22 protein-coding genes are annotated in these 19,132 nt (G+C 68.5%); 9 read left to right on the top strand and 13 right to left on the bottom strand.

Translation table 11 applies throughout. The annotated features are described in order from the left end of the window. From TSB10P1A_RS02425 to TSB10P1A_RS02440, 4 genes are all read right to left on the bottom strand, one after another. Window positions 1-1,209 carry a GNAT family N-acetyltransferase gene (locus TSB10P1A_RS02425; protein WP_186386316.1) on the bottom strand — a complete coding sequence of 403 codons (1,209 nt, stop codon included), beginning with the start codon at window positions 1,207-1,209 and terminating at the stop codon, window positions 1-3. 3 nt (window positions 1,210-1,212) lie between these two features. After that, complete coding sequence (locus tag TSB10P1A_RS02430; RefSeq protein WP_186386317.1) at window positions 1,213-2,082, bottom strand: cupin-like domain-containing protein; 870 nt, start codon at window positions 2,080-2,082, stop codon at window positions 1,213-1,215. A 120-nt stretch (window positions 2,083-2,202) separates the two neighbouring features. Then, complete coding sequence (locus TSB10P1A_RS02435) at window positions 2,203-2,643, bottom strand: hypothetical protein (RefSeq protein ID WP_208984793.1); 441 nt, start codon at window positions 2,641-2,643, stop codon at window positions 2,203-2,205. A 166-nt stretch (window positions 2,644-2,809) separates the two neighbouring features. After that, window positions 2,810-4,024 carry an NADP-dependent isocitrate dehydrogenase gene (locus tag TSB10P1A_RS02440; protein WP_186386318.1) on the bottom strand — a complete coding sequence of 405 codons (1,215 nt, stop codon included), beginning with the start codon at window positions 4,022-4,024 and terminating at the stop codon, window positions 2,810-2,812. A gap of 308 nt (window positions 4,025-4,332) precedes the next feature. Here TSB10P1A_RS02440 and TSB10P1A_RS02445 point away from each other — a divergent pair, with 308 nt between their 5' ends. Beyond that, window positions 4,333-4,869, top strand: a complete 537-nt coding sequence (locus TSB10P1A_RS02445) for a molybdopterin-dependent oxidoreductase (protein ID WP_186386319.1) — start codon at window positions 4,333-4,335, stop codon at window positions 4,867-4,869. A 101-nt stretch (window positions 4,870-4,970) separates the two neighbouring features. Next, complete coding sequence (locus tag TSB10P1A_RS02450) at window positions 4,971-6,413, top strand: ATP-binding protein (protein ID WP_186386320.1); 1,443 nt, start codon at window positions 4,971-4,973, stop codon at window positions 6,411-6,413. 123 nt (window positions 6,414-6,536) lie between these two features. Here TSB10P1A_RS02450 and TSB10P1A_RS02455 read toward each other — a convergent pair whose 3' ends face one another. Beyond that, window positions 6,537-7,106 carry an HdeD family acid-resistance protein gene (locus tag TSB10P1A_RS02455; protein ID WP_186386321.1) on the bottom strand — a complete coding sequence of 190 codons (570 nt, stop codon included), beginning with the start codon at window positions 7,104-7,106 and terminating at the stop codon, window positions 6,537-6,539. 246 nt (window positions 7,107-7,352) lie between these two features. On the opposite strand from TSB10P1A_RS02455, the gene TSB10P1A_RS02460 reads away from it, so the two are divergent. The 5 genes from TSB10P1A_RS02460 (at window position 7,353) to TSB10P1A_RS02480 (ending at window position 12,266) form a co-directional block, all read left to right on the top strand. Then, complete coding sequence (locus tag TSB10P1A_RS02460) at window positions 7,353-8,138, top strand: RNA methyltransferase (RefSeq protein WP_186386322.1); 786 nt, start codon at window positions 7,353-7,355, stop codon at window positions 8,136-8,138. A gap of 12 nt (window positions 8,139-8,150) precedes the next feature. Beyond that, window positions 8,151-8,972, top strand: a complete 822-nt coding sequence (gene murI / locus TSB10P1A_RS02465) for a glutamate racemase (protein ID WP_186386323.1) — start codon at window positions 8,151-8,153, stop codon at window positions 8,970-8,972. Between the two features lie 194 nt (window positions 8,973-9,166). Next, window positions 9,167-9,784, top strand: a complete 618-nt coding sequence (gene rpsD / locus TSB10P1A_RS02470; RefSeq protein WP_186386324.1) for a 30S ribosomal protein S4 — start codon at window positions 9,167-9,169, stop codon at window positions 9,782-9,784. A 173-nt stretch (window positions 9,785-9,957) separates the two neighbouring features. Continuing rightward, window positions 9,958-10,890, top strand: a complete 933-nt coding sequence (gene ttcA / locus TSB10P1A_RS02475; protein WP_186386325.1) for a tRNA 2-thiocytidine(32) synthetase TtcA — start codon at window positions 9,958-9,960, stop codon at window positions 10,888-10,890. Between the two features lie 107 nt (window positions 10,891-10,997). Then, a complete protein-coding gene (locus TSB10P1A_RS02480) occupies window positions 10,998-12,266 on the top strand; it encodes an Hsp70 family protein (protein ID WP_186386326.1) in 1,269 nt (422 codons plus the stop codon). Between the two features lie 15 nt (window positions 12,267-12,281). Here the strand turns inward: TSB10P1A_RS02480 and TSB10P1A_RS02485 are convergent, their stop codons facing one another. The 4 genes from TSB10P1A_RS02485 to purL form a co-directional block, all read right to left on the bottom strand. Further along, complete coding sequence (locus TSB10P1A_RS02485) at window positions 12,282-12,563, bottom strand: antitermination protein (protein WP_186386327.1); 282 nt, start codon at window positions 12,561-12,563, stop codon at window positions 12,282-12,284. Window positions 12,564-12,762: 199 nt separating this feature from the next. Beyond that, window positions 12,763-13,095: a Grx4 family monothiol glutaredoxin gene (gene grxD, locus TSB10P1A_RS02490; RefSeq protein ID WP_186386328.1), complete on the bottom strand. Its 333-nt coding sequence runs from the start codon at window positions 13,093-13,095 to the stop codon at window positions 12,763-12,765. A 64-nt stretch (window positions 13,096-13,159) separates the two neighbouring features. After that, entirely contained in the window at window positions 13,160-13,393 is a 234-nt protein-coding gene (locus tag TSB10P1A_RS02495) for a BolA family protein (RefSeq protein WP_186386329.1), read from the bottom strand. A 15-nt stretch (window positions 13,394-13,408) separates the two neighbouring features. After that, entirely contained in the window at window positions 13,409-15,634 is a 2,226-nt protein-coding gene (purL, locus tag TSB10P1A_RS02500) for a phosphoribosylformylglycinamidine synthase subunit PurL (RefSeq protein ID WP_186386330.1), read from the bottom strand. Between the two features lie 149 nt (window positions 15,635-15,783). Between purL and yegS the strand changes: the two genes are divergently transcribed. Next, window positions 15,784-16,683: a lipid kinase YegS gene (gene yegS, locus TSB10P1A_RS02505; protein WP_186386331.1), complete on the top strand. Its 900-nt coding sequence runs from the start codon at window positions 15,784-15,786 to the stop codon at window positions 16,681-16,683. 34 nt (window positions 16,684-16,717) lie between these two features. On the opposite strand, the gene TSB10P1A_RS02510 is transcribed toward yegS, so the two are convergent. Genes TSB10P1A_RS02510 through purS form a run of 4 tightly spaced genes read right to left on the bottom strand, consistent with a single transcriptional unit; the run spans window position 16,718 to window position 18,092 of the window. After that, window positions 16,718-16,978: a DUF2164 domain-containing protein gene (locus tag TSB10P1A_RS02510; RefSeq protein WP_186386332.1), complete on the bottom strand. Its 261-nt coding sequence runs from the start codon at window positions 16,976-16,978 to the stop codon at window positions 16,718-16,720. A gap of 28 nt (window positions 16,979-17,006) precedes the next feature. Beyond that, complete coding sequence (purQ, locus tag TSB10P1A_RS02515; RefSeq protein ID WP_186386333.1) at window positions 17,007-17,681, bottom strand: phosphoribosylformylglycinamidine synthase subunit PurQ; 675 nt, start codon at window positions 17,679-17,681, stop codon at window positions 17,007-17,009. Window positions 17,682-17,719: 38 nt separating this feature from the next. Beyond that, a complete protein-coding gene (locus tag TSB10P1A_RS23625; protein ID WP_244292930.1) occupies window positions 17,720-17,827 on the bottom strand; it encodes a phosphoribosylformylglycinamidine synthase-associated small membrane protein in 108 nt (35 codons plus the stop codon). 25 nt (window positions 17,828-17,852) lie between these two features. Next, window positions 17,853-18,092: a phosphoribosylformylglycinamidine synthase subunit PurS gene (gene purS / locus TSB10P1A_RS02520; protein WP_186386334.1), complete on the bottom strand. Its 240-nt coding sequence runs from the start codon at window positions 18,090-18,092 to the stop codon at window positions 17,853-17,855. 219 nt (window positions 18,093-18,311) lie between these two features. On the opposite strand from purS, the gene TSB10P1A_RS02525 reads away from it, so the two are divergent. Then, window positions 18,312-19,076, top strand: coding sequence for an SDR family oxidoreductase (locus tag TSB10P1A_RS02525; protein WP_186386335.1), 765 nt, complete (start codon window positions 18,312-18,314; stop codon window positions 19,074-19,076). Window positions 19,077-19,132: the final 56 nt, after the last annotated feature.

Here is a 19,132-nt window from a genome sequence, read left to right on the forward strand (position 1 = left end):
TCAGTTCAGCGCAACGGGCCGGGTGCGCCCGGCGATCCGGGTTTGCGGCAGCCGCTTGCGGCCGATCGCGGCAAGCAGCAGCAATTTTGTCGTGCGGGCCAGCCGGTGCAGGGCCGGGCGGTCCCTGAGCCACAGGCGCAGGGCGATCCGGGCCTTGACGGCGGCGAGATAGGCTGCCCCTTTCAGGCTGGCGGAGGCGGCGAGCGCCTTGACCGCCCGGTGGCGGCCGCCGAACCGCTCCTTGTAGTCATAGCTGCCGGCGCCGAAGTCATAGAGGCCGAAGCCGTGCCGCGCCGCCCATTCGATCTCCAGGATCGTGGCGATGAGCCCCGGCGAGTGCTTGCGATAGGGGCCGTCGTCCAGCGAGCAGAGGATGCCGGTGACGACGCCCTGGTGGCAGAAGCAATAGCTGGTGGCGAGCCAGGTGTCGTCCACCTTGAGCCCGAGAACCAGGACCTTGTCGCTCGCGCAGCCGGCCAGCGCCAGGCGGCGATAGTGAGCGTAGACCGCCGGATCCTGAAACAGGTCGGCGATGCCGAAGGCCGACAGACGCTGCCGGCGCTGGCGCGCCATCACTCCGAGCACCTGGTCGATCTGGCCGGGGCTGCGGGCCTCGACGATCTCGAAGCCGGGCAGCTTTTCAAGCTTCGCCCGCTGCTTGGCCATTTTCGCATAGAGCGAGTGGTTGCGCCGCGCCCGCTCCAGGCTTTCCGGGTCGAGGTCGATGCGCGAGGCGCCTTCGCCGATCTCGATCAGCTTGCTCTCGCTCCACAGGGGATTGGGCACGCCGCGAAACTCGCGGATGACCTTGCCCAGCAGCAGCGCGTCATGCGGCGGCAGGGCGGCGAGGAAGACCTCGCGCATGGCGGCGAAGAGCCGCGGATCGGCGCAGGCCTTCCGGTCGACCAGCGGGAAGTGGTAGTCGACGACGCCGCAATCGAGGAAGCCGAGGCGGCGGACGCCGAAGCGGGTGTCGGCGACAAGCGGCACGATCATCAGCGGCGCGCCGGTCCGCGCCTCGACGATCGCGATATAGACGGGGCTGCCGTGCCTCTCCGGCAGGACGCCGTCCTCCAGCGAGCGGACGAAGTCCAGCGAGAGGAAGGCGGTCGAGCAGCCCTCCGCCTCCAGCGTTGTCCACAGCGCGGCGAGGTCGGCATCGTGGACCGTGTCGAACCGGCGGGCGAGTGGCCGGGCGGCTTGCGCCATGCCTCAGCCTCCCTTCCCGGACCGCAGCAGGCGCGAGCCGAGGCCGGTCTTGCGGCAGGCATAGGCGAAGGCCGCCTTGCTCCAGAAGCCGGCGCCGCTGGTGGCGCGTGAGCGCGGCCGGAGGCCGAGGCCGTGGCGCAGCACGCCATTGGCATAGTTGAGCGCGAAATGACGGCGGGTCTTGCGGGTGTGATATTCCACCGTCGCCGAAACGTTGAGGCTGTCGCCGTTGACCACGCGGTGCGGCCAGTTGAGCGGCCAGAACAGCGCGGTGCCGGGCGTCAGGTCGATCACGGTCGCGGCCTCGTCGAAGCTCGGGTCGTAGCTGATCTCCTCGGCGGTGACGGCGGTCACCACGCGCTCCAGTTCCTCGGGCTTGAGATAGGGTTCGCGGCCGGGATAGAGCCAGATGCGCTTTTCGCCGCGAATGTGGATCAGGCCCTGGCCGGGCACGTCGGCATGGTAGTAGACGCGGGCGCGCGGCGAGGAGATCAGGACGCCGATCTGGCGGTTGTAGCTGTCGAGGCCGGGCACGGCCGCGTCGATCTGGTCCATGATGCCGTCGATCAGCCGCTGGTAGCGGGCATCGCGCCCGCCGACATGGCCGATATTGACCCACAGCGCACCGCTGCGCACGGCCTCGAACAGGCCGTGCGGGTCGTTGGCGGACAGGTCGCTGCGGCGCCAGCGGCTCTTGTCCTCGACGCTGGTGTCCATCGTGGCGATCTCGCGCACGGCATCCGGGTTGTTGGCGACGAGTTCGGCCAGCGCCTCGTCCGAGAACAGCGGGTTGCCGGGAAGGTCATGGGTGACGCGAACGATCTCCCGGTCCCAGAGTTCCGCGATGTCTTGGGGAAGTCCCAGTGTCGTCATTGCTCCCTCTCCACCAATTCCGACTTTGGCGGAGGATGCAGTGTACAGGTGAAGATCGGGTCAACCGGGGCGCGTTGCGCTCGGCAAATCTGTCAATTTCTCCGCATGGTAAACGCTGGATTATGGCAGCAGGCCGCGCGGGATCTGGCGATAGAGCGGATTGCCGTCCCAGAAGGCGTCGGTCGGGCCGACGGCGTAATCGACGATGTTCCAGCGGCCATTGGCGCGCACCAGCAGCGCATAGGTGCGCAGGCCGTCCATGTACTCGGCGTCCTCGCCATAGATGGTGGCGGCCGGATCGATCGGGGCGCCGCCGGGGCGCTGCGGATCGACGATCGCGAAGGCCCAGTCGCCGGAGACCCTGAGCCGGACGACCATGAATTCGACCGGCGCGCCGGTGCGCACCTCGACCAGCGGGCGGATCGCGTCCATCAGCGCGGCGCGCTCGGGCGTGCCGCGGGCCGGCTCGCGCGCACCCTGCGCGGCGGCGGGAAGGGCGAGGGCGAGAAGGGTGATGGCGGCGGCGAGAAGACGGGGCAGTCCGGCGGCAAACGCGGTCATCGGGAAGACTCCGAAGCAGTGAGAGAGTGGCGCCATGGTAATCGGTCCCGCGCGCCAAGTCGCGGTGTCCTTGCGCTCGCGGGCATCAACAGGGCAAGGGGGGCCGAAATGCAGAAAGGCGCCCGCGAGGGGCGCCTTTCGCGTGTCGTCGCAAGGGCTTGACGGCTCAGGCGGCCATCGCCGACTTCAGGTTCTCGTCGATCTTGTCGAGGAAGCCGTTGGTCGTCAGCCACTTCTGGTCCGGGCCGACCAGCAGCGCCAGGTCCTTGGTCATGAAGCCGGCCTCGACGGTGTCGATGCAGACCTTCTCCAGGGTCGCGGCGAAGTTGGCGAGGTCCTGGTTGTCGTCGAGCTTGGCCCGGTGAGCGAGGCCGCGGGTCCAGGCGAAGATCGAGGCGATCGGGTTGGTCGAGGTCTCCTCGCCGCGCTGGTGCTGGCGGTAGTGGCGGGTGACGGTGCCGTGGGCGGCTTCCGCCTCCACCGTCTGCCCGTCCGGCGTCATCAGCACCGAGGTCATCAGGCCGAGCGAGCCGAACCCTTGCGCGACGATGTCGGACTGCACGTCGCCGTCATAGTTCTTGCAGGCCCAGACATAGCCGCCCGACCACTTCAGCGCGGCGGCGACCATGTCGTCGATCAGGCGGTGCTCGTACCAGATCTTCTTGGCTTCGAAGGCCGACTTGAACTCGGCGTCGAACACCTCCTGGAAGATGTCCTTGAAGCGCCCGTCATAGGCCTTGAGGATGGTGTTCTTGGTCGACAGGTAGCACGGCACGCCGCGCTGCAGGGCGTAGTTCATCGAGGCGCGGGCGAAGTCGCGGATCGAATCGTCGAGGTTGTACATCGCCATGGCGACGCCGGCGGAGGGAGCGTCGAACACTTCGTGCTCGATGGTGGTGCCGTCCTCGCCGACGAACTTGACCGTCAGCTTGCCCTTGCCGGGGAAGCGGAAGTCGGTGGCGCGGTACTGGTCGCCGAAGGCATGGCGGCCGACGATGATCGGCTGGGTCCAGCCCGGCACCAGACGCGGAACGTTCTGCATGATGATCGGCTCGCGGAAGATCACGCCGCCGAGGATGTTGCGGATCGTGCCGTTCGGCGAGCGCCACATCTTCTTGAGGCCGAACTCCTCGACGCGGGCCTCGTCCGGGGTGATCGTCGCGCATTTCACGCCGACGCCGTACTGCTTGATGGCATTGGCCGCATCGACGGTGATCTGGTCGTCCGTCTCGTCGCGCTTCTCGATCGAGAGGTCGTAATACTTCAGGTCGATGTCGAGATAGGGGTGGATCAGCTTGTCCTTGATGAACTGCCAGATGATCCTGGTCATCTCGTCGCCGTCGAGTTCGACAACCGGATTGACAACCTTAATCTTCGCCATGTGCAGATGACCTCGCGTCTTGGGTGGCTTTCGCGCCTCATGCGCCCGAACCTGCCGGCCCTGCCGGGCGCCTGCCGTCGCAGGTTGGCGCCGCCGGTCAAGGATGCCGCGCGGCCCCTATAGCAAAGGGCCGGCCAAACGGAAAGCCAACCATTCGTCAAACTGCCCTTCGGCTGCAATCCAGGCGGCCGGAAACCATATCGGGCGATGCAACCGCCAGGCCCTTGCGAGAAGTGCCTATTCGGCGCATATCCTCCTGTCAAAGATTCGGAGGGAGCCCTTTGCAAGTGGAACGGATGCAAGGTCCGATGACGCGCTGGCGGCATGCCGGCCGCAAGGGGTTGGGCGGTGTCGTTGCGGCTCTCGCGCTCATTGCGGGCCTTGCGATGCCGCCGCTAGGTGCGCCCGCGCTGGCCGACAGCGGGCCGGTGCTGGTGGTCAGCGGCGCGCTGGAAGGCGGGGCGCCGGTCGGCTTCACCCGCGCGGAACTGGAAGCGCTCGGCATGACGGCGGTGTCCACCGAGACGCCCTGGCTCTCCGAGGCGGCCGTGTTCGAGGGGCCGCTGCTGCGCGATCTGCTGGCCCGCGTCGGCGCCCGCGGCGCGTGGATCGAGGCGGTTGCGCTCAACAAGTACCGGGTGACCATCCCGGTCTCCGACGCGCTCGACCACGACGTGATTCTCGCCATGCGGGTCAACGGCAAGGAGATGAGCATCCGCGATCGCGGGCCGCTGTGGCTGATCTATCCCTGGTCCGACCGGGAGGAACTGCGCCGGGAGCTCTACTATTCGCGTTCGATCTGGCAGATCCGCGAAATCATAGTAGTGGATTCACGATCCGAATAGTTCTGGTTGAAATCGGCCTTCCCTCGGTTCCGCGACGCTTGTAAGCTTGCGGTTCGGCTTCGGCTTGCGCCGGGCGCGGGAAACGGGAGCGGATCGCGGCGATGGATCTCAGCGCAAGATGGGTGCGGACGCTTTACGTCGCGCTGATGATCGGCCTCACAATCATCAGCGCCTCGCTCTTCTTCGTGGTGTCCACCCTCAATCGCCAGAACAGCGAGGACCGCTCCGAATACCGGCAGAGCCTGATCTGGTACACGGCGCAGCTCGTCGTCGAGTATCAGGACCTGATGCACGCGCTCAACACGATGATCGTGCATGGCGGGGCGCCCGAACATGCGCAGGAAGTGACCGCGCGCTTCGACATCCTGTGGAGCCGGGCGATGCGCCTTGGCGAGGGCGAGGCGGGGCAGGAGCTGGTGCGGGTCGACGGCTCGGTGCCGCTGATGGGCGACCTGGAGGCGGTGCTGCGCGACTCCGACCCGGCGATGCCGGCGATTGCCGCCGGCGATGTCGCGGCCGCGCGCAAGCTGCGCGACGACTTCTCCGGCCTGCAGGCAACGCTCGATTCCTTCCGCTCGGCGGTCTACCGGCTGCAGCTCGACGCGGCCTCGCGCCAGCGCGCGGCGCTGCAGCGCACGGTCAATCTGGTGGTGGTGCTGATCCTCGGCCTGCTGGTCGCCGGCAGTTCCATGGGTCTGCTCCTGCTGCGCGACCGCAGCCGGCTGATGCGGCTGCAGGCGCAACTGGAGCGGCGGGTGGCCGAGCGCACCAGCGAGCTTGCCCAGGCCAATGCGGATCTGCGGCTGGCGAACGAGCGGCTGACCCAGTTCAACAATCTCGCCTCGCACGATCTCAAGGAACCGGTGCGCAAGATCACCGTGTTCAGCGACCTGCTGCTGGAGGGGGTCGCCAACAAGGACCGCGAGACCATCGACTACGCGGCCAATGTGATGAAGACCTCGGCCGGCCGGGCGAAGACGCTGATCTCCAACCTTTTGAATTATTCGGCCGCCTCCGACCGGGAGCTGTCGCGTGAGGCGGTGCCGCTGGCGCAACTTGTGGACCAGGTGCGCGACAACCTGTCGGAGCTGATCCGCGAGAACGGCGCCAAGGTCGTGCTGCATGACACCGATGCGCTGCTGAGCGGCGATCCGGTGTTCCTGGAGCAGTTGTTCCAGAACCTCATTGGCAATGCCATCAAGTTCCGCCATCCCGACCGCGCGCCGGTGGTCGAGGTGCTCGCCGAGCGGCTGGCCAGCGGGGCGACGGCGAGCGTCACCATCCGCGACAACGGCATCGGCTTCGACATGCAGCACAAGGCGCAGGTGTTCGAGCCGTTCCGCCGGCTGCATTCGCGCGACCGCTATTCCGGCACCGGCATGGGCCTTGCCATCTGCCAGGCCATCGCCCGCCGTCATGGCTGGGATATCGACGCGGTCAGCGTGCCGGGCGAGGGCTCCGCGTTCCGCATCGACTTCATGGCCGGCGCCGGCAAAGGGGCTGGAGACGGCCGCCGGCCCGGCATGGTCGAGGCCGCCGAGTAGTCCGGCCGCGGGCTTTTCCCTTCCCTTGGCCGTCTCCTCTGGCGGTCTCTTTCCCGCCCTTCCTGAGGGGCTTCGGCTGTCCCTTCCGCTCAGGCGGACAGACGCTTCAGGCGGGCCGGGGCTTCAGGCGGACAGACGCTGGCCGAGGGCGCGCGCGGCGAGCGCGATGGCGATGAAGCTCCAGCCGTTGATCAGCACCGAGACGCCGGCGAGCAGGCCGAGCACCCAGACGGCGGAGGAGGGGAACTCGAACCAGATGCACAGGCCGGCAATCGCCGAGACGATACCGGCGGTGAGCACCCAGCCCCAGCCGTCATGCGGGCGGATCTTCATCGCCAGCAGGATCTGGGCGATACCCTGCGCCAGCAGGATCGCCGCGACGACGAGGGTCAGCGCCGCCGCGCCGATCACCGGGTTGAAATAGACGGCGATGCCGCCGGCCAGCGCGATGGCGCCGGTCGTAATGTTCCAGATGAAGCCGCCCCAGCCGGGAACGGAGAAGGCATGCCAGATCTGAACGGCGCCGCCGACGGCGAAGACGATGGCGATGACCAGCGTCACGGCGATGGAACTGGCGAGCGGCAGCGCGATCATCAGCGCCCCGCCGATCACCAGGACGATGCCGAGGGCGAGAAACCAGCCCCATTTCTGGCGGACGGCTTCGGTGACGGGGAGGGAGGGTGCGTCGGTCATGGCGGGATCCTGTCGTCTGCGTCTTGGAGAGGGCGAGCGGTCGGCCTTGGGACGGGCGGAAGGTTCGCCTTGCGAGCGGGGCCGTCCGGGCAGGCGCCCGGCCTGACGGCCCGAACGCGATTTCAACCCCCGATATGTGAAGCTATCGTAACCGGGCGGGCGGTTCGACGGGATTTTGCGCCCCTTGGCCGGGTCGCCGTCGCCGGGCGCTGGAAAAGCCGCGCGGATTGGGCTATCTCGCCCGCCATGACACGCAATTCGACCATCGACCCGGCGGCCAGGGTCACCGACCTGCCGCCGCCCTGCATCATCCTGTGCGAGCCGCAGCTTGGCGAGAACATCGGCACGGCAGCCCGCGCCATGGCCAATTTCGGCCTGCGCGAGTTGCGCCTGGTCAATCCGCGCGACGGCTGGCCGAGCGAGAAGGCGCGGGCGGCGGCAAGCCGCGCCGACCATGTGATCGAGGCGGTACAGGTGTTCGACAGCCTCGAGGCGGCGGTCGCCGATCTCGGCTTCGTCTTCGCCACCACGGCGCGCTCGCGCGAGATCGCCAAGCCGGTGCGCGGCCCCGACGAGGCGGCGGTGACGGCGACGCGGCTCGGCGCCGGCGGCACCCGCACCGGCTATCTGTTCGGGCGCGAGCGCTGGGGCCTCAACAACGACGAGGTGGCGCTCGCCGACGAGATCGTCACCCTGCCGGTCGACCCGGACTTCGCCTCGCTCAACATCGCCCAGGCGGTGCTGGTCTGCGCCTATGAATGGCGACTGAAGGCGAATGACGGGGCGCTGCCCTTCCGTCTCGACGAGGAGCAGAACCCGCCGGCCAGCAAGGACGACCTCGTGCGCCTGTTCCAGCATCTGGAAGGGGCGCTCGACACGGTCAACTTCTTCCGGCCGCTGGAGAAGCGACCCTCGATGGTCCGCAACCTGCGCAACATCCTTCAAAAAGCCTCACTCACCGATCAGGAGGTGAAGACCCTGCGCGGGGTGGTGGCAGCGCTCGAAGGCCGCTCGACCCGCCCGCGCGGCTGACGGGGGCAGACCATGGCGGAACCGGCTCCGGTTCTGGTTTTCGACAGCGGCATCGGCGGCCTCACGGTCGCCCGCGAGATCCGGCGGCTGCTGCCGGGCTTGCCGCTGGTCTATGCGGCGGACGATGCCGGCTTTCCCTATGGCGCCTGGCAGGCGGAGGCGCTGACGCGCCACTGCACCGGCGTGGTGACGCGGCTGGCCGGCGCGTTGCGCCCGGCCGCCGTGGTCATTGCCTGCAACACCGCCTCGACGCTTGTTCTTCCCCCCTTGCGGGCGGCGCTCGACATTCCGATCGTCGGCACCGTGCCGGCGATCAAGCCGGCGGCCGAGCGCACCCGCTCGGGCCTTGTCAGCGTGCTGGCGACGCCGGGTACGGTGACGCGCGACTACACGTTCGACCTGATCCACCGTTTCGCGCCGGATGTCGCGGTGACGCTGGTCGGCGCGCGGCGCCTTGCCGGGCTTGCCGAGGAGGCGCTGCTGCGCGGGCGGCTCGATGCGGACCTGCTGGCGGCCGAACTCGCTCCCTGTTTCGTGGAAAAGGGCGGCCGGCGCACGGATGTGGTGGTGCTGGCCTGCACGCATTTTCCGCTGCTGGCGGAGCGGATGGCCGAGATCGCGCCCTGGCCGGTGGACTGGCTCGACCCGGCGCCGGCCATCGCCCGCCGGCTGCGCGACGTGCTCCTCGCCAGCGGGGCGGCGACCGGCGAGGGGCTGCTTGCTGCGCCGGTGCGGATGCTGGCGACGTCGGGAGCGGATCTTTCCGCCGCGCTCGGCCTGCTGTCGGGGCAAACGCTGGCGATTTCCGGCGTGGAGGCGGCATCGAGCGTTTGACTCGAAGGCGGCTTTGGAGTAGGCATCCTCTCGCTTTGCGGGCCCTGTCGGCCCGCTTTGCATTTCACGCAACCGTGGAGCCCCGCGCCGGCGCCGTTGGCCGGGGGTCCTGTCGCCTGTTTCGCCGCTTTGCGGAAAAGCAGGAGAGGAGGTCGCGTTTCCTTGCAAGAAGGCAAACAACGAGGGAACCGCGCATGTCGAAGCGCCATGGTGTAAAGTACAAGATTGACCGCCGGATGGGCGAGAACATCTGGGGTCGTCCGAAGTCTCCGGCCAACCGCCGCGAGTACGGCCCGGGCCAGCACGGCCAGCGCCGCAAGGGCAAGCTCTCCGACTTCGGCGTGCAGCTCCGCGCCAAGCAGAAGCTCAAGGGCTACTACGGCAACATCTCCGAGAAGCAGTTCCACAAGATCTACGTGGAAGCCTCGCGGATGAAGGGCGACACGTCGGAGAACCTGATCGGCCTGCTCGAGCGCCGTCTCGACGCCATCATCTACCGCGCGAAGTTCGTTCCGACCGTCTTCGCCGCCCGCCAGTTCGTCAACCACGGTCACGTCAAGGTCAACGGCCGCCGCGTCAACATCGCGAGCTACCGCTGCAACCCGGGCGATCTGATCGAGGTCCGCGAGAAGTCGCGCCAGCTCGTCACCGTGCTCGAGGCCGTGCAGTTGGCCGAGCGCGACGTGCCGGACTATATCGCCGCCGACCACAGCAAGATGACCGCGACCTTCGCGCGCGTCCCGACGCTGACCGACGTGCCGTATCCGGTCCAGATGGAACCGAACCTGATCGTCGAGTTCTACTCGCGCTGATTTTTGAAAAAGTCCGCCAGGCCTTTGAGGGGCGCGCCCTTTTGTTTTTGTGAGGAGCGCGCCCCTTTGCTTTTATGGGGACGCGGCTTTCCGCTTGGCGCTGGCGGCGCGAGGCGCTATTCCAGCGGGATCATCGACCCTCCCGTTTCAGCCAGCCGGGGCGCGCGCCAGCCATGACCGACCTTGCCGACCCTGTGGAGAGCGACGTTCCCGCGCTCTATCGCAACGCGCCGTCCTCGGTCGGCTTCAAGAAGCTGCGCAAGCGGCTGCTGCGCGAGACGCGCGAGACCATCGCCCGCCACGCCATGGTCGAGGCGAGCGGCGCGCGGCCGCGCTGGCTGGTCTGCCTGTCGGGCGGCAAGGACAGCTACACGCTGCTCGCCGTTCTGCTGGAGCTGCAATGGCGCGGGCTGCTGCCGGTCGATCTGCTGGCCTGCAATCTCGACCAGGGCCAGCCGGGCTTTCCCTCGCATGTGCTGCCGCAGTTCCTGAGCGACAACGGCATCCCGCACCGGATCGTGCGGCAGGACACCTATTCCATCGTCACCTCGAAGATCCCGCAAGGGCGCACCTATTGCTCGCTGTGCTCGCGGCTGCGCCGGGGCCTGCTCTACCGCACGGCGCGCGAGGAAGGCTGCCAGGCGGTGGTGCTCGGCCATCACCGCGAGGATGCGCTGGAAACCCTGTTCATGAACCTCTTCCATGGCGGGCGGCTGTCGGCGATGCCGGCGAAGCTGGTCAATGACGACGGCGACCTGATGGTGCTGCGGCCGCTGATCGCCTGCGCCGAGGACGATATCGCCCGCTTTGCCCGCGCCATGGCGTTCCCGATCATCCCCTGCGACCTGTGCGGCAGCCAGGACGGGCTGCAGCGGGCCGAGGTGAAGCGCATGCTGCAGGCCTGGGAGCAGGAGAGCCCCGGCCGGCTCGCCACCATGGCGAAGGCGCTGACGCAGGTCCGCCCGTCGCATCTGCACGATCTCTCGCTGTTCGATTTCGCCGGGCTCCGCCCCGGCTTGGCCGAGGCCCCGGTGTCCGCCGGCGAGGCGGAGGAGCCCTGCGCTGCCGGCCTTGCCATGACACGGACGCTGTTCGCCGCCGAATAACCGCCCCATTCAGAGCGCTGCCCGCGCCGGGGGGACCGTCTCCCGGCCGCCGGCAGCGCTTTCCCTGCGCCGGCCGCGGCGCGACCCGACCCGATCCGGACCCGACCATGACCAGCCTTCGCCCCTGCGGCATCGACTTCGGCACGTCCAACTCCACCGCCTCGCAGCTCCTGGGCGACGGCACGGCGCGGCTGCTGCCGCTGGAGGGCGACAGCGTGGTGCTGCCGAGCACGATCTTCTTCTCCTTCGAGGACACGCATGTGCGCTTCGGCCGCGATGCGGTCGCCGCCTATGTGGAAGGCATCGAGGGGCGGTTGATGCGGGCGCTGAAGAGCGTGCTCGGCTCCAGCACGATGAGCGAGAAGACGACGATCCGGGCGCAGCGCTGGACCTTCGGCGAGATCATCGGCCTTTATCTGTCGCAGGTGAAGCACCGGGCCGAGCAGGCGGCGGGCCATGCCTTCGACGCGGTGGTGCTGGGCCGCCCGGTGCGCTTCGTCGACGACAATGACGCGGCCGACCGCCGCGCGGAAGGCGAGCTGGAGGCCATCGCCCGCAAGGCCGGTTTTGCCTCCGTCGCCTTCCAGTTCGAGCCGATCGCCGCCGCGCTCGATTATGAGCGCGCGGTGACGCGCGAGGAACTGGCGGTGATCGTCGACCTTGGCGGCGGCACCTCGGATTTCGCGGTGGTGCGCGTCTCGCCGGAGCGGCGGGGCAAGGTCGACCGGCGCGAGGACATTCTCGCCAGCACCGGCATTCATATCGGCGGCACGGATTTCGACCGGCTCTTGAGCCTTGCCCGGGTGATGCCGGAGCTCGGCTATGGCACGCGCTCGCGCGATCCGCGCCGCGACCTGCCGAACTGGGCCTATTTCGAGCTCGCCACCTGGCACCGGATCAACTTTCTCTACGCCCCGCAGATCGACACGCGGCTGCGCGAGCTGCGGCAGGACGCGGCGCGGCCGGAGCTTGTCGAGCGGCTGATCCAGGTGATTGCGCAGCGGCAGGGCCATGCGCTGGCCGGCGCGGTGGAGGCGGCGAAGATCGCCCTGTCGCATGAGGAGGTTCACCGCCTCGGCTTCCCCTTGCGCGGCGGCGCGCTCGACATCGCGATCACCCGTCAGGACCTGATCGCGGCGATCGAACAGGCGGTGGCGGGCATCGAGGGGGCGCTGGCGGCCTGTCTGGCGCAGGCGGGCGTTGCGGCCGGCGACATCTCGTCGGTGTTCCTGACCGGCGGTTCGGCGTCGGTGCCCTTCGTGCGGCAGCGGCTGACCGGCTTGCTGCCCGGCGCCAGCGTGGTGCAGGGCGACGTCTTCGGCAGCGTCGGCACGGGCCTTGCCCTCGACGCTGCCCGCAAATACGGATCGCGGTGAGCTGCGGGGAAGCGGCTACGATCCGTTGCCGGCGGCAAGGCCGCGGTCGAAACCGGCCGGCTGGTTGCGCACCAGGATGACGAGGGCGGCGGAGGCCTCGGCCGCGCCCTTCTCGGCAAGGCCGCCATGGGCCCGGCAGGTGTCGGCGTCGCTGAGGCCGTTGCTGGCGGGGGCGAAGACGGTGAGGTTGACGCAGGCGATCCGGCGCAGCCCGGCGTCGGACTCCTGCGCCACGGTCGCGAGGCCGAGGCCCAGGCTGAGGGCAATACCGGCAACGGCAAACTTCGCTATCCGCATCTGTCGTTCCTTTCGGTGACGGGAACCCCTGTTCACCCGAGAACTACCGCTTCGTCCGTGAGCGCAGTCTGAAATGCGCATTCATCTGACGTTCATCGTGAGTGATTCGGCAAATTTTGCCTAGTCAGCAAATTTTGCAAAAATAAAGGGCGGATCGACTTGGACCCGCCCCTTATTAACTCTTTATTAACCTGTTTGATCAGCTCGGCTGCCGGACAGGGATGCCCTTTTCCGTGAAATGCGCCTGAAGTTCCTGGTTCTGGAACATCTCGCGCACGATGTCACAGCCGCCGACGAACTCACCCTTGACATAGAGCTGGGGAATGGTCGGCCAGCTCGAGAACTCCTTGATGCCCTGGCGCAACTCGTCGTCCTCGAGCACGTTGATGCCCTTGTAGGGCACGCCGACATAGTCGAGGATCTGCACCACCTGGCCGGAGAACCCACACTGCGGGAAGGCCGGGGTGCCCTTCATGAACACGACGACGTCGTTGCTGTCGACCTCGTTCTTGATCCACTGCTGAATGCTCATCTCATTGTCCTTTCGTTCTGCCGGGTCAAGATCCGGCGACCGTGGGATGTCCGCTGTGCGGCGTTCATTCCGGAGCGCTGGTCTGCAGGGCGAGTGCGTGCAGCTCGCCCCCCATGCTCCCCTTCAAGGCCTGATAGACCATCTGGTGCTGCTGCACCCGGCTCTTGCCGCGAAAGCTCTCGGCCACCACCTCGGCGGCGTAGTGGTCGCCGTCGCCGGCGAGATCGCGGATCGTCACTCTCGCGTCCGGAATCCCTTCCTTGATCAGCCGTTCGATGTCGCGGGCGTCCATGGGCATGGGATCAGTCCTCGATTACTTGCCGTCGATGAAGCGGGGGAACCAGGAGTCGTGCACCGCCTTCAGTTCCTCAACGGATATCGCACGCGCACCGCCAAGCTTCAAGGAGGTGCCGCCTGTCGTCCCGATCCAGGGGGCGAAGATGCCGAGCGACTCCTGCTCGGCGCGCAGGGCCGCCCACTCCGCGCTGTGCGGGTCGAAGGCCAACGTCACCAGATAGCGCGCCTGGTCCTCGCCGAAGAAGACGGGGATCGGATCGATGTCCGGGAGACCGACGATGGTCGCGCCGATGCCGGAGGCCATCGCCATTTCGGCCAGGGCGATGGCGAGGCCGCCATCCGAGAGATCGTGGCAGGCGGTGACGATGCCGCGGCCGATGAGGTCGCGCACATGGTCGCCGACGCGCTTCTCGGCGGCGAGGTCGACTGGCGGCGGGGTGCCGTCGGCGCGGCCGTGGACGTCGCGCAGATAGGCCGACTGGCCGAGATGGCTGCCCCAGCCCTGCGGCGCGCCGACCAGGACGATCATCTCGCCCTCGGCGGCGAAGCCGATCCGCGCCATCTTCCCGGCGTCCGCGAGCAGGCCGACGCCGGCGATGGTCGGGGTCGGCGGAATGCCCTTGCCGCTGGTCTCGTTGTAGAGCGAGACATTGCCGGAGACGATCGGGAAGTCGAGCGCCCGGCAGGCCTCGCCGATGCCCTGGATCGCCCGGACCAACTGGCCCATGATCTCGGGGCGCTCGGGATTGCCGAAGTTGAGGTTGTCGGTGGCCGCCAGCGGCAGCGCGCCGGTGGCGGTGATGTTGCGCCAGCATTCGGCGACCGCCTGCTTGCCGCCCTCGAACGGATCGGCCTCGCAGTAGCGCGGCGTGACGTCGGAGGAGAAGGCGAGCGCCTTGGCGGCATGGCCCTCGATGCGCACAACGCCGGCATCGCCGCCCGGCCGCTGCAGCGAGTTGCCCTGGATCAGCGTGTCATATTGTTCCCAGACCCAGCGGCGCGACGACAGGTCGGGCGAGCCGAGCAGGGTCAGCACCGCGTCGGCGATGTCGGCCTGCGGCACGTCGTCGGCGGCGAGCGCCGCCGGCCGGGCCGGCTCCACCCAGGGGCGGTCGTATTCCGGCGCCTCGTCGCCGAGTTCCTTGATCGGCAGGTTGGCGACTTCCTCGCCCTGGTGGAGGATGCGGAAGCGCAGGTCGTCCGTCGTCCGGCCGACCACGGCGAAGTCGAGGCCCCATTTGCGGAAGATCGCCTTGGCCTCCTCCTCCTTCTCGGGCTTCAGCACCATGAGCATGCGCTCCTGGCTCTCCGACAGCATCATCTCATAGGCGGTCATGCGCTCCTCGCGCACCGGCACCTTGTCGAGGTCGAGCTCGATGCCGAGGTCGCCCTTGGCGCCCATCTCGACGGCCGAGCAGGTGAGGCCGGCCGCGCCCATGTCCTGGATGGCGATGACCGCACCCGAGGCCATCAGTTCGAGACAGGCCTCGAGCAGACACTTTTCGGTGAACGGATCGCCGACCTGAACGGTCGGGCGCTTTTCCTCGATCTGGTCGTCGAATTCGGCGGAGGCCATGGTGGCGCCGCCGACGCCGTCGCGGCCGGTCTTGGCGCCGAGATAGACCACCGGCAGGCCGACGCCTTCCGCCTTCGAATAGAAGATGGCATCCGTGCGGGCGAGGCCGGCGGCGAAGGCGTTGACCAGGATGTTGCCGTTGTAGCGCGCGTCGAAATTGACCTCGCCGCCGACCGTCGGCACGCCGAAGGAATTGCCGTAGCCGCCGACGCCGGCAACGACGCCGGACACGAGGTGGCGGGTGCGCGGGTGGTCCGGCGCGCCGAAGCGCAGCGCGTTCATCGCCGCGATCGGCCGGGCGCCCATGGTGAAGACGTCGCGCAGGATGCCGCCGACGCCGGTCGCCGCGCCCTGATAGGGCTCGATATAGGACGGGTGATTGTGGCTCTCCATCTTGAAGACCACCGCCTCGCCGTCGCCGATATCGACGACGCCGGCATTCTCGCCCGGTCCCTGGATGACGCGCGGCCCGCTGGTCGGCAGGGTCTTCAGCCACTTCTTCGACGACTTGTAGGAACAGTGCTCGTTCCACATGGCCGAGAAGATGCCGAGTTCGGTGAAGGTCGGCTCCCGCCCGATCAGCGCCAGGATGCGGTCATACTCGTCCGGCTTGAGGCCGTGTGCCTCGACCAGCTCCGGAGTGATGGCGATGTCGTTGGGGATCATGGGGGCCTGCAACCTTGAAAGCGGAAGATGCCGCCCCTTTAGCAAACCGCAAGGGCAAAGGGAATTGTAGACATGCCGCTTTCGGCTCGCCATCTATCGATAGGTGCCCGACGCGCCGTTCCTTGCGAAACGAAAGACCGGATTCCCGCATGCGCCGTCTCCTGCTGATCCTCAATGGCAAGTCCGCGCAGCGCGAGGATGTGCGCGGCGCCGTCGAGCGGGTGCGCGGGGAGGGCTGCGAGGTCCGCGTGCGGGTGACCTATGACGGGGACGACGCGGCGCAGTTCGCGCGCGAGGCGGTGCGCCTTGCCGGCGACGCGCGGCCGCAGGTGATCGTCGCCGGCGGCGGCGACGGCACGGTGAACCAGGTGGTTGCCGCCGCGCTGGAGGCGGAGCCGGCGACCGACTGCGCCTTCGGCGTGCTGCCGCTCGGCACCGCCAACGACTTTGCCACCGGGCTCGGCCTGCCGGTCGACGATGCGGCCGCGGCGCTGGCGCTCTGCGCGGCGGCGGCGCCGCGGCGGATCGATGTCGGGCGGATCAACGGCCGGGTCTTCGTCAATGTGGCGAGCGGCGGCTCCGTCACCCGCATCACCCGCGAGACCGACCCGCGCGCCAAGCGGCTGCTCGGCGGGGCGGCCTATCTCATCGCCGGCGCCAGCCGGATCGGCGAGCTGGCGCCGACGCGCGCCGCCTTCGCGGCCGACGGGTTCTCCTGGGAGGGCGACTTCATCGCCATGGCCATCGGCAATGGCCGGCTGGCCGGCGGCGGCGTGCCGCTTTGCGCCGATGCGCGGATCGACGACGGACGGCTCGACCTGACGCTGTTTCCCCAGCCCGACGCGGACAACCTGATGACGCTGCTCTCCGGCCTGCTGCGCGAGCCGGGAAGCCAGTTCGATGGCTATGCCCGCAAGGCGCGCTTCACCCGGCTGACCATCGAGGCCGAGGAAGACCTCGCGCTCAATCTCGACGGCGAGCCGATGTCGGCACGCCGGCTCGACGTGCAGGTCGATCCGGCAGCGCTGAGCTTCATCACCGGAAAATAAGACTGCGCGCCCCGCAGGAGCGGTTCATCTGCGGTCAGGGGCGGATGGGCTTTTCCAGCGCATAGACCGCGTCGGTCGCCTCTTCCAGCCGGGCGGCGATGGCGGCCTGGGCGTCGAACAGGCCGCGATTGTAGAAGGCGTTGCCGATCTCGGCGGCGAGGAAGTCGAGAAACGCCTCGGTCTCCAGCATGCCGGCTTCGGCGCCCAGTTCATCGCGCAGATAGGCGCGCAGGCGGCGGGTGAGCTCGGCCTTTTCTTCGCCTGAGAAGGGAGATCCGGAGGCGGAGCGGCTCATCGGTTGTCTCCCGTGTCTCGCGGCCGGCTCAGGCGGCGGCGAAGGCCACGCAGATGCTGTCGAAGAAGGCGCGCCCGTCGGTGCTGGTCTGCTGGTCGTCGACGTAGTTTTCCGGGTGCGGCATCATGCCGAGCACATTGCCGGCCTCGTTGGTGATGCCGGCGATGTCGTTGAGCGAGCCGTTGGGATTGGTGCCCTTGGCATAGCGGAAGGCGACGCGGTCCTCGCCCTCCAGCCGCGCCAGCGTCTCGCCATCGGCGAAATAGTTGCCGTCGTGATGGGCGACGGGGCAGCGCCAGACCTCGCCCTTGCGCATGCCGGCGGTGAAGCGGTTGGCGGTGGAGGCGGTCTCCAGCAGCACCTCGCGGCAGACGAAGGTGAGGCCGGCATTGCGCATCAATGCGCCCGGCAGCAGCCCGGCCTCGGTCAGCATCTGGAAGCCGTTGCACACGCCGAGCACCAGGCCGCCGCGGGCGGCGAAGGCGCGGATCGCCTCCATCACCGGGGCGCGGGCGGCGATGGCGCCGGAGCGCAGGTAGTCGCCATAGGAAAAGCCGCCCGGCAGCACGACGAGGTCCACGTCCGGCAGGCTGGTTTCGGCATGCCACACGGCCTGCGGCTTGCGGCCGCAGGTCAGCTCCAGCGCATGCATGATGTCGCGCTCGCGATTCGAGCCGGGGAAGGTGACGACGGCGGACTTCATGGCGGGAAGGCTCCCTTTCGGTTCACGCGAGGATCGGTTCAGACCAGGAACAGCGCGGCGGCGAGCGCCAGCGCGGCCGGCAGGGCGATGAAGATCGCCGCCTTGATCAGCAGGAAACGCAGGGCCCTGGCGCTGTCCTCGTCCATTTCGGTCCCGGCTCCGCGAGGATCCTTACAGGATCTCGATGTCGTAGTTCTCGATCACCGTGTTGGCGAGCAGCTTCTCGCACATGGCGGCAAGGTCGGCGCGCGCGGCCTGCGCATCGCGGCCGCTGAGCTCCAGGTCGAAGACCTTGCCCTGGCGCACGCTGTCGACGCCGGCGAAGCCGAGCGCGGCAAGGCCGCCCTCGATGGCCTTGCCCTGCGGGTCGAGGACGCCGGTTTTCAGGGTAACGGTCACGCGTGCTTTCATCGGGGGACGTCTCCGCGGGTCGGCGCCGGCGCGTTGGCGTCCGCCGGCAGGGCATTTGCGCCGCTTCTAGCGCGGCGGCCGCGCGGAAGGAAGGGGCTTCTGTGCGTTTTGCGTCGGCCGGATGCGTTTCGCATCGGTGCCGGGGCGATCTCTAATCGGGTGTCGCCGCTCTCCCGCCTTGCCTATCAACCGTTCCGTTGACAACGCAAGGAGGGCTTCATGCCGATACTGGAAGACAAGGTCGCAATCATCACCGGGGCGAGCTCCGGGCTGGGAGCGGCGACGGCGCGGCTCTTCGCCGCGCAAGGCTGCGCGGTCGTGCTGGGCGCGCGGCGCTCCAGCGAGTTGGAAGCGGTCGCCGGGGAGATCGAGCGGGCGGGCGGCCGGGCGGCGGTGCTTGCCGGCGACGTGCAGGAGGAGGCCTATGCGAAGGCGCTGGTCGATCTCGCCAAGGACCGCTTCGGCGGGCTCGACATCGGCTTCAACAATGCCGGCATGATCGGGCCGATGGCGCCGGCATCGTCCCTGTCGCTCAGTGACTGGAACACGGTGCTCGCCACCAACCTGACCAGCGGGTTCCTCGGGGCGAAATACCAGATCCCGGCGATGGAGGAGCGCGGCGGCGGCTCGCTGATCTTCACCTCGACCATCGTCGGGCACTCGGTCGGCCTGCCGGGCATGGCGGCCTATGGCGCCAGCAAGGCCGGGCTCGTCGGGCTGACGCAGGTGCTGGCGGCCGAGCATGGCGCGAAGGGGATCCGGGTCAACGCCATCCTGCCGGGCGGCATCGACACGCCGATGGGGCGCGAGGCGGCTTCGACGCCGGAGGCGCTCGCCTTTGTCGAGGGGCTGCATGCGCTCAAGCGCATCTCCGCGCCGGAGGAGGTGGCCCGCTCGGTGCTCTACCTCGCCTCGCCGGCCTCCAGCTTCACCACCGGAACGGCGATGCTGGTCGACGGCGGCGTCTCGATCAACCGCACCTGATCTTCGGCGCGAGGCGTCCCCGAAAAACCGAAAGCCCCGGCCGTTTCCGGTCGGGG

The organism is Stappia sp. TSB10P1A (genome assembly GCF_900185725.1).
Taxonomy (GTDB): domain Bacteria; phylum Pseudomonadota; class Alphaproteobacteria; order Rhizobiales; family Stappiaceae; genus Stappia.